The organism is Gillisia sp. Hel_I_29 (assembly GCF_000744275.1).
Lineage (GTDB): Bacteria > Bacteroidota > Bacteroidia > Flavobacteriales > Flavobacteriaceae > Gillisia.
This window is the reverse complement of the sequence record NZ_JQLP01000005.1, coordinates 2,348,963-2,362,353: the sequence shown is the minus strand read 5'-3', so window position 1 is coordinate 2,362,353 and position 13,391 is coordinate 2,348,963. Positions and strand designations below refer to the sequence as shown.

Genomic DNA, 13,391 nt, shown 5'->3' with positions numbered 1-13,391 from the left:
ATATGGAAAAGAAGAAAAAAGTTATAGATCAGGAGTTTAAATTATCCTCTTGGGCTATACAAAACAAGACCACTATTTATGTAATGATGATCCTTATCTTATTCCTGGGAGCATCTGCATATTTTAGTATGCCTAGAGAAAGCTTCCCGGAAATTAGAGAAACTAAGATCTATGTAAGCTCATTATTTCCTGGGAATACCGCAGAAGATATTGAAAAACTAATTACTAATCCTTTAGAAGATAAATTAAAGACGGTAAGTAATGTAAAGGAGATCACTTCTACTTCACAAGAAGATTACTCTATGATCGTAGTGGAGTTTGATGAAGGTATTTCTGTTGAACTTGCCAAACAAAAGGTGAAGGATGAAATAGATTCAGAAACCTCTGGAGAAGATTGGCCTACATTTAACGGCGCCAAAGTAGAACCAAATGTCTTTGAATTAAGTATCTCTGAAGAGGTTCCTATTTTAAATATTAATATCTCTGGAGATTATCCTGTTGCTAAGCTTAAAGAGTTTGGAGAGTATCTTCAGGACGATATTGAAGATCTAACCGAGATCAAAAAAGTGGATATTCGTGGGGCACAGGAAAAGGAAATTGAAGTTGCGGTAGATATTTATAAGATGATGGCATCTTCTGTAAATTTCCAGGATATTACCAGTGCAATTAACGGTGGAAATATGACCATGTCTGCAGGTAATTTTATAGCCAGTGGGCAGCGTAGAACTATTAGAATTTTAGGAGAAATAGATTCCCCTTCAGACTTAGAAAACTTTGTAGTAAAGTCTGATGGTGGAAATAATGTATACCTTAAAGATATAGCAGATATTAGTTTTAAGGAAAAAGACAGAACTACTTATGCTAGAGAATTTGGGGAGCGTGTAGTAATGTTGGATGTTAAGAAGCGTTCTGGAAAGAACATGGTGGAAGCTGCAGAAAAGGTTGAGCAAATTGTAAAAGAGGCTAAGGAAAATGTTTTTCCGTCTAATTTAAAGATCACTATCACTAACGATCAATCTTCAAAAACCATAGGACAGGTAGATGACTTGGTGAATAACATCATATTTGGAATTATTCTGGTGGTAACGGTGCTGATGTTCTTCCTCGGATTTAAAAATGCACTTTTTGTTGGGTTTGCTATTCCTATGTCTATGTTCATGTCTCTTATGATCTTGAACTATTTAGGATATACCATGAATACCATGATCTTGTTTGGACTCATCATGGGTCTTGGAATGTTGGTAGACAACGGAATTGTGGTTGTTGAGAATGTATATAGATTGATGGATGAAGAAGGTATGAATCGTGTAGATGCTGCCAAGAAAGGTATTAGTGAAATTGCATTTCCTATTATTATCTCTACAGCAACTACTGTAGCAGCCTTTGTTCCTTTGGGGTTATGGCCTGGTTTAATGGGGCAATTTATGATCTACTTCCCAATAACATTATCTGTAGTGCTTGGGTCTTCTTTATTTGTAGCTATATTCTTTAATTCTGTATTAGTCTCTCAGTTCATGACCACAGAAGATAGAAATCTACCTTTAAAAACCATTATTAAAACATCTTCTATAATAGCAGCAATAGGATTGTTGATCTTTATTTTTGGTGGCGACTATCGCGCTTTAGGTTCTGTGATGATCTTTACCGCCATCATGCTTTGGGTTTATAGATTGGTGTTGAGAAAAATGGCAAATCGTTTTCAAAATACATCTTTAGTTAAACTAGAGAATTGGTATGAAAGACAGTTAACAAAGTCATTTTTAAAGAAGCGTCCCTATTGGTTAATTGGAAGTACGTTCGCTCTATTGATCCTTGCCTTTGTGGCTTTTGGTGCCTCTTTAAATTCTAAAAGAACTAAAGTAGAATTCTTCCCGGAGAACAAACCAAATCAGATCATTGTTTATATAGAATATCCTCAGGGAACAGATATAGAGAAGACCAATAGCATCACCAAAGAGATAGAAAAAAGGGTTTATACCGTAATTAATGACGCTCAATATATGGAGGGTGATAGAAATTTTATGGTAGAAAGTGCTGTATCTCAAGTGGGAGAAGGTGCAGGAAATCCACAAACCGATGGGGGATCTGCAGCAGAGATGCCTCATAAGGGGAAGATCACAGCTTCTATGCGGGAGTTTAAATTTAGACAAGGAGAAGATTCAGAAATTCTGAGACAAAAAGTTCAGGAAGCTCTAGATGGTATTTATCCGGGAGTCTTGATTTCTGTAGAGAAAGATCAAAATGGACCTCCAACCGGAGCGCCAATTAATATAGAACTGGAAGGTGAAGATTATAATGAACTTATAAATACTGCAGAGAGTATGAGAGAGTTCATTAATAATAAGAACATTGCAGCTATAGATGAGCTAAAAATAGATGTCAACAAAGATAAGCCAGCCATGCAGGTTATTGTAGACCGAGAAAAAGCAGGAGAGCTTGGTGTAAGCGCCGGACAGGTTGGGCAACAACTTAGAAATTCTATATTTGGTACTAAAGCTGGGATCTACAAGAATGATGGTGAAGATTATGACATCTATGTTAGATTTGATGAAGAGAGCAGATATAATTCTAGTGCACTTTTCAATCAAGACCTCATCTTTAGAAATAATAAAGGTCAGTTACGTCAAATTCCTGTATCTGCTGTTGCCTCTAAGAAGAATAGCTCTGGCTTTAGCGCCATAAAACATAGGGATACTAGAAGAGTGGTAACTGTATATTCTGCATTATCTCCAGGATTTACAGATGCTGGTGCTGCGGTGGAGCAAATTCAGAATGAAATGAGAACGTATGAAGGTCTTTCTGATGATATTAAAGTAGATTATACAGGGCAAATAGAAGAGCAAAATAAGCAACAAGCTTTCCTAATGGGAGCTTTCTTTAGCGGCTTAGGATTAATATTCTTTATTCTGATCTTTCAATTTAATTCGATCTCTAAACCATTTATTATTATGATCGCCATATTCCTAAGTTTTATTGGGGTGTTTGGTGGAATTGTAATTAGCGGAGCTCCTTTTGTTATTATGATGACAATGATGGGTATTATCTCCCTTGCCGGAATTGTGGTAAATAACGGGGTAGTACTCTTAGATTATGCACAGCTGTTAATAGACAGGAAGAAAAATGAACTAAATCTGGAAGAACATGAATATCTTAATAAAGAAGAATTATTAGATAGCATCATTCTAGCCGGAAAAGCACGTTTAAGACCTGTTCTTTTAACTGCTATTACCACTATATTAGGTTTAATTCCATTAGCTATAGGACTTAACATAAACTTCTTTACGCTGTTTAGTGAGTTTGATGCCAATATCTATTTTGGAGGAGATAACGTTTTATTTTGGGGACCACTAGCATGGACCGTGATCTACGGATTACTTATAGCTACTTTCTTAACATTAAATGTAGTTCCTATCTTATTCTATATCTCAATGAGAATAAAAATGTGGATAGCAACTAAGAAGAATGGAGAGGCCATACCTAAAAATCAGGATGCTCCAATATCTGCGGATCTCTAAGATTTTTAATTTTTGAATTTTCTATGCCGATTAAAGTATTGAGTAATACTTTAATCGGCATAGTTTTTTTATAAAAACTCTATCAAAAAAATTTAAATGATATCTTAGATACCTGTTACATAATAGAGTTTTTCTTACTAATACTGTATGAGATTTTACTGCCTATTTTTTCTGTTTTTATATGTAAACATATCTCATGGGCAAGATAGGTTGCAATATGACGACTACACGTTCGGGGTTTTGATGGATTCTATCAAATCAAATTACGGTAAACCGGAGCAGCAAAGAATATTTACAACTGCATATATCTCCAAAGCCAAAAAACTAAACAATAAAAAAGAAGAGTTTAATGGACTCTACTATCAAATTTATGCTCTTCTTCTTCATAGAGAATTAGCGGAAGCTGAAAAGAAGTACAGTGCTTTATTAGATTTCGTAAACAAAAATGATCTAAAAGAGCAAACTATTTTCACTTACGATCTGGGAGGGGAAATTCAAAAACAAGTACCAAATTTTAGTCTAGCTATAGAGCGTTTTAATGCTGCTTTACACCTGGCAGAAGCTCTAAATAATACTCAGTATAGAGATATAGCGCTTATCAACATATCTAATTTATTAAACGAAACTGGCGATTATGCTGGAGCCCTAAAAATTAGGAAAAAGATCATCGCTCTATATGAAAAAAAGCCTCTCGATTCTAATTATACAAAAGCTCAGAAAAGTGGAACATTAGCCTATGGATACTTCTTACTCTTCAACTCGTACCTTAAAAATAACAAGTTAGATTCTGCTAAATATTACAATCAAAAGATTAAAGAAATTGTTCGCACTGCAGATAGCTGCTACGTAATGTACTTGTATAATACCAATGCAGAAATCGCATTACAGAATAACAATTTTAAAGCTGCAAGAAATTTCTATAAACGTTATTACAATACATGCCCAATAGGTCTTCCAATTGCAGATCTTAGAAAAGCACATTTCTTTGGACGGGTAGAAATGAAGGCTAAAAATTACAATGAAGCCATAACAATTTTTGAAAAAGGCTTGGTAGATTATGAGGTCTCTCCCCAAGAAGAAGGGTTTATGGGAGATTATTATAGGCTTATGACCAATGCCTATAAAGAAACCGGAGACTTTGAAAAAGCCGGCTATTATTTTGAAAAGCACCTTGTAACTGCAGATGATGCTAATAAGATGAAAAATGATGTAGTTAGGGCATCAAAACAACAAGAATTAAAAGCTTTCAAGGAAGAATTAGTTCTATTAAAAAAGGAAAAAGATTCTCGTACAAAATTTCTGATCTATATTCTCCTAGGAGCTTCTATAGTTATTCTTTTTCTACTCTTCTTTCTTCTGAAATTTTACAGAACTAAAAGAGCAAATGAAATTAAATTTGAAGCTCTTTTAGAAAAAATGAAAACGCTACCTCAAGATGACCATGTTATTATAGATACAAAAGATGAGATCTTAGAGGCGAAAAACAGTACCGATGTTCCAGAAGAAATTAAGCAACAAATATTAATGGGATTAAAGAAACTAGAGACTCAGGAATATTATTTAAAACAAGAATGTAATTCTTATAATGTTGCCAAAAAAATTAATACGAATACTTCCTATCTTTCCAAAGTAATTAATAATCATTACCAAAAGAACTTCAACACTTATATTAATGATCTAAGAATTAACTATACCATTGTTCGTCTTAAGAACGATACAGTTTTTAGATCATATTCTATTCAAGCCATAGCAGAAGAAGTTGGTTATAAATCTGCAGATTCCTTTTCAAAATACTTTAAAAAAGACACTGGCTTAAATCCATCTTTTTATATAAAAGAACTCAAGAATATAACGTGAAAAGATTAAAAACTACCCCAAATTTATAAATATCGGGCTTTCACATTACCAGATACCTAAATCACAAAAATAGCTGTACATCCTTTATAAACAGCAACTTACTAAGTAGCTTCTACACCCTATTTTCTTAAATCTGGGGAAGCTCCACTTTTATTACAGCGTTTTGTATTGCAGCTTTGTTCTAGTTAATCACCACTAAAACAAACAATATGAAAACAAGTAAAAGCAACAATCGGAATCGGAATTTAGTATTAAAAGTGATCTTAGGTTTCATTATAGGGATCTCTTTTGGCTTTGGAGTAGCAAAGCTTATAAAATCTGAAAGCAGGCTAACTTCTTCTATAGAAAAATCTATCAGGAAAAATTGTGATTGTGAAAGTGTACGATCAGAATTTAGTGCTGTAGGCCTTCAGTTTAGTAAGGAAGATGGCATTAATAACAGAGCGTTAGAGATCACCCTTGAGAATTGCACTGTAAATACCAAAATTGAAAAAGAGGCTGCAAGACTACATGAAGTATTAAAAATGGAAGTAGATAATTATGCTGATGTAGATCTACTCATCCTTCATTTTCAGAATACCAACAAGAGCGAAACTGTTAAAATAAAACAAGGTGAGATCATCCAGAATAAAATATAAACAGTTCAAAGAAGAACCTTTAAAAGATTATCACACTATCAGAAATAAGCATTTACACTCAGTTTAATTAAAATTTAAAATCATGGAACTACAAGAAAACACTTTCGAGGAAAATATAAATAAGAAGCTACCCTCCCCTACTAAGATCCAATTCTTAAAGATTGCCATTGGAGTAGTAGCTGGAGTTGCCATATTTCTAATAATAAAATTAATATTTTAAAACTACCGTTATGACAATACTTACAAAATATGCTGTTGCAATAATGTTGCTATTCTGTCAAATATTATTTTCTCAGGATTTACAAGGTTCCTACAGTGGCACTCTTCAGGTAAAAGACTCTCAAATAGAACTTATATTCAATATTTCATCTACTAATGATGAATATAAGGCAACTTTGGATGTTCCGGCACAAGGAGCCACGGGAATCGAACTCGATTCGGTAAATTTGCAGAATAATCAACTTACCATAAGCTCTGTGAAATTAAAAATGACCTATAAGGGTACATTATCAGAAGATGGTATTAATGGAACTTACGAACAAATGGGAGAACAATATCCACTTCACTTAAAAAAGACGATTAAAAAGAAGCCCGGCAACACAACGCTCCCGTCTAGCGAGAGTACGCTCTCTACTTTAGCTTCCAAAGAAACAGGAACCTATAAATATTCTGTAGAAGATTATTTTAAAACTCCGGAGGCTTATTCTTTTAAACTTTCACCAGATGGTAAGTTCATTAGCTATTTAAAAAGAAGAGAAAGTGGGGAGCGAGATCTATATATCAAAGAAACCGCTACCCAAAAAGAACGCTTATTAATTAAGCAGGAAGAAGATCTTATTCGCGGTTATTACTGGGCAAATGATACTCGTATTCTATACTTACAGGACAAAGGAGGGAATGAAAACCATCATGTTTTTGGAGTAGATATTACCGGAGAGAATAAGAAAGAGCTTACTCCATTTTCTGATGTTAAGGTAAATATTATTGAAGCTTTAAAGGAAGATGAAGAACATATAATTGTACAGATGAACAAGGATAATCCTCAGCAGGAAGAGCCTTACCGCCTAAATGTAAATACAGGAGAGATCACTAAACTTTACACCGTAAAAGATGGAGAACCACCAGTAAGCAGTTATAATTTTGACAAGGAAGGAAATTTAAGAGCAATCAACAGAATTGTTGATGGTATAAATATGGAGTTACTTTATAAGATTGATGGAGAGTTCAAGCAAATTAAAGTGACAGAATTTGGAGACACCTTTGCAATTTCTTCTTTCAACCCTAACACCAAAAATCCAGATGATGCTTATGTGATCTCGAATTTAGAAGGTGATAAGATAGAAATCCAACTTTATGATCTTAAGCAGAACAAAAAGATAAAAACTTTGTTTAACAATGACACCTTTGATGTTTCCAGCCTTGCGCTTTCAAGAAAACGGAACTATGAGATAGACTATTTTGCATATGAAGGTGAAAGAACTGTTATAGTTCCGGTAAGTTCAACCTATAAAAAGATCTATGACCGTCTTCAAAGTGAATTTGGAGAAAAACAATTCTTTACTGTAGGAAAGACAGATGATGAAACTCAATATATGGTAATAGTTACCAGCGATAAGATTGTGGGAGAATATTATCTATATGATATTGATAAAGATTCTGTAACACAACTATACAAAATATTACCGCATTTAAAAGCCGAAAATATGGCTTCTATGAAACCTATCAAATTTAAAAGTAGAGATGGGCTTACACTTTATGGATACATTACTTTACCCCAAGAGTATAAGAATGGTCAAAAATTACCTTTAATTGTAAATCCTCATGGCGGGCCACAAGGAATAAGAGATAGCTGGGGTTTTAACCCGGTTGCACAATTATTTGCAAGTCGTGGTTATGCAACGCTGCATGTAAACTTTAGGGTTTCTGGAGGATATGGAAAAGCATTCTTGAAAGCAGGTTTTGGAGAAATTGGCAGAAAAGCTATGGATGATGTAGAAGACGGTGTAGATTTTACGGTAGATCAAGGTTGGATAGATAAAGATAGAATAGCCATTTACGGTGGTAGCCATGGAGGTTATGCTGTTCTAAGAGGAATGACCAAGACGCCAGAAAAATATGCATGTGGAGTAGATTATGTGGGAGTAAGTAACTTGCATACTTTTATGAACTCCATCCCGCCATATTGGGAAAAATATCGTGAGCTACTTTACAAGATCTGGTACAATCCAAACATCGCTGAAGAGAAAACTATAATGGACGAAATTTCGCCTGCTCTACATGTAGATAAGATTACCAAACCATTATTTGTGGTGCAAGGAGCAAATGATCCTCGAGTGAATATAAATGAAGCAGACCAAATTGTGGAGACTTTGAGAAATAACGGTGTAGAAGTACCGTATATGGTAAAATATGATGAGGGCCATGGTTTCGCAAAAGAAGAAAATCAACTAGCGCTATACAAAGCAATGATGGGATTTTTTGCAGAGCATCTCAAGGATAAAAATATAGATCCTATTAAAGGATAATCTTCTATATCTCTATGAAATATAGTAAGGATTGAATATAAAAAAACCTCGAAGCGATTGCTTCGAGGTTTTATATCTTATAAGACTACTGCTTAATTTCTACTAACTATAGAGGTTGTGTTTTTATAACTAGTTACATCTGCAATTTGATTATTATCATAATCCACTTCAGTTAACTGATCTGAATTCCAAAAAAACCACTTCCCAGACTTATTCCCCTCTTCGTATTTCGCAAGGGCAATCTTTTTACCATTTTGGTCGAAAGAAACCCATTGCCCGTGGAGTTTTCCATCCTTGTACGTACCTTCCTGTCTAACACTTCCATCTTCATAATAAAACGTTCCTTTAATTAAATCTCCTTGTTTTTCAAAACTAGGTTTTACTTCCTGAGCAAAAACTACCGATCCAATTAGCAGCGCTGCCATCACTAACATTGATTTTATATTTTTCATAGCCTGATATTTAATATTTACTTCACGAATATACAGTATAATTTACAATTAAGCAATAATCACGTAACATTAAATTAACATTGGAACGGTTTTTATTGAAAATCAGCTAATTAAGATTAGTCATATCTAAAAACTTGCATTACCTCTCTAATAATTTATAAGGTATAAGTTCACTAAACCGCTATATCTTCTTACTTTTGCTGTTCGAAATTTCAATAGTAAATTATGTATAGAAGTCATACCTGTGGTGAACTGCGTGAAGATCACATTGGTAAAGAGGTAACCCTGTCTGGATGGGTTCAAAAGATAAGAGATAAAGGTTTTATGATCTGGGTAGATCTGCGAGATCGATACGGGATGACCCAACTTATTTTTGATGAAGAGCGAACTTCTAAAGAAATGATGAAAGATGCTGCCGGACTAGGTAGAGAATTTGTAATTCAAGTTAAAGGTGAGGTTATAGAACGGGAATCTAAGAATCCAAACCTTCCAACAGGTAACATAGAGATCCTGGTTTCAGAATTTAAGATACTCAATGCCTCTCTTACTCCCCCATTTACTATTGAGAACACCACAGATGGAGGGGAAGAACTCAGAATGAAATATAGATATCTGGATATAAGAAGAAATCCGGTTAAGGAAAGTCTTATGTTTCGTCACAAGGTTGGAATGCACGTAAGAAATTATCTTTCCAGTAAAGATTTTATAGAAGTTGAAACTCCATACCTTATAAAGTCTACTCCAGAAGGAGCAAGAGACTTTGTGGTACCAAGCAGAATGAACGAAGGGCAATTTTATGCCTTACCACAATCTCCTCAAACCTTTAAACAATTACTTATGGTGGGAGGTATGGATAAGTACTTCCAAATAGTAAAATGTTTTAGAGATGAAGATCTAAGAGCAGATCGCCAACCAGAATTTACACAGATAGACTGCGAAATGGCTTTTGTAGAGCAAGAAGATATCTTGAATATTTTTGAAGGCTTAACAAGACATTTATTAAAAGAGATCAAAGGTGTTGAAATAGGTGACTTTCCAAGAATGACCTATGCAGATGCCATGAAGAAATATGGTAATGACAAACCAGATATAAGATTTGGAATGGAATTCGCCGAATTAGACGAAGTTACCAAAAACAAAGGTTTTAATGTTTTCGATCAACAAGAGCTTGTTGTTGGTATTGCAGTTCCTGGAGCAGCTTCTTACACTAGAAAAGAGATAGATAACCTTATAAGCTGGGTAAAAAGACCGCAAATAGGGTCTACCGGATTAGTTTGGGCGAAATATAATGAAGACGGAAGTTTAAAATCTTCTGTAGATAAATTCTATTCTGAAGAAGATCTCAAAGTTTGGGCAGAAAAGACCTCTGCTAAACCAGGAGATCTAATTCTTGTAATGGCGGGACCTGCAGATAAAACAAGAACACAGCTTAGTGCCTTGAGAATGCATTTAGCAACAGAGTTAGGGTTGAGAAATCATGAAGAATTTGCACCGCTATGGGTAGTAGATTTTCCATTGTTGGAATGGGATGAAGATACCAAGCGCTTCCATGCCATGCACCATCCTTTTACCTCTCCTAAGCCAGAAGATATAGCGTTATTAGCTACAGAACCAGGAAAAGTAAGAGCTAATGCTTACGATCTTGTACTCAATGGGAATGAAATTGGAGGAGGGTCTATTCGTATTCACGACAAGGAAACTCAGGCCATGATGTTTGATTATTTAGGATTTACTCCAGAAGAAGCAAAAGCTCAATTTGGATTTTTAATGGATGCATTTCAATATGGAGCTCCGCCGCATGGAGGAATTGCTTTTGGATTTGACAGACTTACCGCTATTCTTGGCGGCCAAGAAACCATTAGAGATTATATAGCATTTCCAAAAAACAATGCAGGCCGGGACGTGATGATAGACGCTCCTGCCGCTTTAGATGAAGCACAATTAAAAGAATTACACTTACAAGTAAAACTATAACAACTCAAATCCTGCTTAATTGCAGGATTTTTTTATACAAACTTAATTCTATCAATAGCGATGTTTCCTAAAAAATTTCCTGGTTTACAACGTTTTTTAATTTGGAAGACAAAACATCTTTCTCAACAACAATTTATTTTAATTCTAAGTGGAGTTATTGGATTTGCTGCAGGTCTTGGAGCAGTGCTTATAAAAAATCTTACTCACTTCATTCAAAGTTTGATGGAGGGTAAATTGATTTATAATTACCATCACGCCTTCTATTTTATATTTCCCATCATTGGTCTAACGCTTACCCTACTAATTATAAAATATGGTTTTAAGAAAGACGTAGGTCACGGTATACCTTCTACTTTATATGCTATTTCTAAAAGGAAGGGATTAATGAAATCCTTTCAAATGTATGGATCTTTACTTACCGCCCCCCTTACAGTAGGTTTTGGAGGATCTGTTGGGTTGGAAGGACCTACCGTTGCTACCGGGGCTTCATTGGGGTCTAACATTTCCCGAATGTTTCAAATGAATCAAAGCGCGAGAACGCTTTTAATAAGTTGCGCCGCAGCCGGAGCAATGTCTTCTATTTTTAAAGCTCCCATTGCTGCTATCATCTTTGCTATTGAAGTTTTTAGTTTAGACCTTACACTGGTTTCTATGCTACCTTTATTAATAGCATCTCTTTCAGCTATCCTTACATCTTATTTTTTCTTTGGGTCTGATATTTTATTATCCTTTCAACTTAAAGATAAATTCCATATTTCTGAAGTCCCTTTTTACATGATCTTAGGAGTATTGGCATCTTTATGCTCTATCTATTTTACAGCTGTATATTTCAAAATAAATAACTTCTTTAAAAGTTTTGGTTCTCCTTTTAAAAGACTGCTTGTTGGTGGATTAGGACTGGGTATAATGATCTATTTTATCCCTCCACTTTACGGGGAAGGATATAATGTTATAAATAACCTGCTCACCGAAAATTATATAGAGGCTTTAGGCACCAACTTTTTTAATGAATTTCTAGACAATATTTGGGTAGTGATCACCCTGCTTGCCGGACTCGTTATTTTTAAGATAGTTGCTACCTCATTTACATTTGGAGCTGGTGGAGTTGGAGGTATCTTTGCACCCGTACTTTTTATGGGAAGTGCTATGGGACATTGTTTTGCACTAATTGTGAACAACCTTGGTTTTCTAAATAAGCCAATTTCGGTAAGTAGTTTTACCATGGTGGGAATGGCAGGCCTTATGGCTGGGGTACTACACGCTCCATTAACTGCTATCTTCCTAATAGCAGAACTTACTGGAGGTTATGAGCTTTTTGTACCTTTAATGATAACTGCAGTGATCTCGTATCTCATTACCAATAAATTTCAACCCCACTCTGTTTATACCATGGAACTTGCTCAGAGAGGTGAATTGTTAACTCATGATAAAGATCAAAATGTATTAACTTTAATGGATATAAAGCAGGTTATAGAAACCAATTTTGTAAGTATTAAAATGAATATGAATTTGGGAGATGTAATACATGAAGGAGTTTTGAAATCTTCCAGAAACCTGTTCCCGGTTATAGATGAAGACAATAACTTTATGGGTATTATCCTGCTGGATGACATAAGACCTATCATGTTTAAACAAGATTATTACGAAAAAGTTACCGTACAGGAGATCATGCAACGAGCGCCAGAAATTATAGATATGAAGAAGGACAGTATGAAAGACATCATGAGAAAATTCCAAGATAGCGACGCATGGAATTTACCGGTGGTGGAAAATGAAACCTATATTGGATTTGTCTCTAAATCTAAATTGTTAACAGCATATCGCCAGAAATTAATTGAAGTAACTGTTTAAGAATGAAACTAATCATAAGAATATTAAGCATTTTAATAGCCATTGCTATAGGTACAGGATTTTATTATAGAATGAATGATGAAATGATGCTGGGAGACCGTATTATTGGAATAGCTGTTTTAGCAAGTGCCTTCATCTTAATGCCTATTTTTTTGTACCACAGATGGAACGGAAAAAAACTTAAGGATTATACTCTTACAGAAGAAAATATGAGAAAAATGAGAGATCGCGGAATTGATTAACTAACTAATAATCAATAACGTTAAAAAGATTTTTTATTTTAGCTATCTCTAATTGATAATATTATGTAAGTTTGTCCTTTATTAATTTTTTATTTTATTATAATGGAAGGTACAGTTAAATTTTTCAATGAGTCTAAAGGATACGGATTCATTACTAACGACGAAACAGGAAGAGACATCTTCGTACACGTTACAGGACTTAATGGTGAGTCTTTAAACGAAGGAGATAAAGTTGAGTACGTTGAAGAAGAAGGAAGAAAAGGATTAACCGCTGGTCAAGTGCGTTTAATCAACGATTAATATATTTCTATATTTTAATTCGAAAAGCTTAAAAAGC

At 34.6% G+C, this 13,391-nt stretch carries 10 protein-coding genes; 9 read left to right on the top strand and 1 reads right to left on the bottom strand.

The features are described 5' to 3' along the window. The first annotated feature begins 2 nt into the window (after positions 1-2). The 5 genes from P163_RS15960 to P163_RS15945 all read left to right on the top strand — a co-directional run bounded on the left by P163_RS15960 (position 3) and on the right by P163_RS15945 (position 8,535). Complete coding sequence (locus tag P163_RS15960; RefSeq protein ID WP_034893535.1) at positions 3-3,515, top strand: efflux RND transporter permease subunit; 3,513 nt, start codon at positions 3-5, stop codon at positions 3,513-3,515. 147 nt (positions 3,516-3,662) lie between these two features. Beyond that, complete coding sequence (locus P163_RS15955) at positions 3,663-5,372, top strand: AraC family transcriptional regulator (protein WP_081891351.1); 1,710 nt, start codon at positions 3,663-3,665, stop codon at positions 5,370-5,372. A 209-nt stretch (positions 5,373-5,581) separates the two neighbouring features. Next, entirely contained in the window at positions 5,582-6,010 is a 429-nt protein-coding gene (locus P163_RS15950) for a hypothetical protein (RefSeq protein ID WP_034893527.1), read from the top strand. An 82-nt stretch (positions 6,011-6,092) separates the two neighbouring features. Next, positions 6,093-6,230: a hypothetical protein gene (locus P163_RS18380; protein WP_156100727.1), complete on the top strand. Its 138-nt coding sequence runs from the start codon at positions 6,093-6,095 to the stop codon at positions 6,228-6,230. 10 nt (positions 6,231-6,240) lie between these two features. Next, positions 6,241-8,535, top strand: coding sequence for an alpha/beta hydrolase family protein (locus tag P163_RS15945; RefSeq protein ID WP_034893523.1), 2,295 nt, complete (start codon positions 6,241-6,243; stop codon positions 8,533-8,535). Between the two features lie 92 nt (positions 8,536-8,627). On the opposite strand, the gene P163_RS15940 is transcribed toward P163_RS15945, so the two are convergent. Continuing rightward, on the bottom strand, positions 8,628-8,987 hold the full coding sequence (locus tag P163_RS15940) for a toxin-antitoxin system YwqK family antitoxin (protein WP_034893518.1): 360 nt from the start codon (positions 8,985-8,987) through the stop codon (positions 8,628-8,630). A 225-nt stretch (positions 8,988-9,212) separates the two neighbouring features. On the opposite strand from P163_RS15940, the gene aspS reads away from it, so the two are divergent. From aspS to P163_RS15920, 4 genes are all read left to right on the top strand, one after another. After that, entirely contained in the window at positions 9,213-10,961 is a 1,749-nt protein-coding gene (aspS, locus tag P163_RS15935; protein ID WP_034893515.1) for an aspartate--tRNA ligase, read from the top strand. A 60-nt stretch (positions 10,962-11,021) separates the two neighbouring features. Further along, the gene (locus tag P163_RS15930) at positions 11,022-12,812 is read left to right on the top strand and encodes a chloride channel protein (RefSeq protein WP_034893512.1); all 1,791 of its coding nucleotides are present in this window, start codon (positions 11,022-11,024) and stop codon (positions 12,810-12,812) included. A 2-nt stretch (positions 12,813-12,814) separates the two neighbouring features. Continuing rightward, positions 12,815-13,054: a hypothetical protein gene (locus tag P163_RS15925; protein WP_034893509.1), complete on the top strand. Its 240-nt coding sequence runs from the start codon at positions 12,815-12,817 to the stop codon at positions 13,052-13,054. A 102-nt stretch (positions 13,055-13,156) separates the two neighbouring features. Beyond that, positions 13,157-13,354, top strand: a complete 198-nt coding sequence (locus P163_RS15920) for a cold-shock protein (protein ID WP_034893507.1) — start codon at positions 13,157-13,159, stop codon at positions 13,352-13,354. The last annotated feature ends 37 nt before the right edge of the window (positions 13,355-13,391 follow it).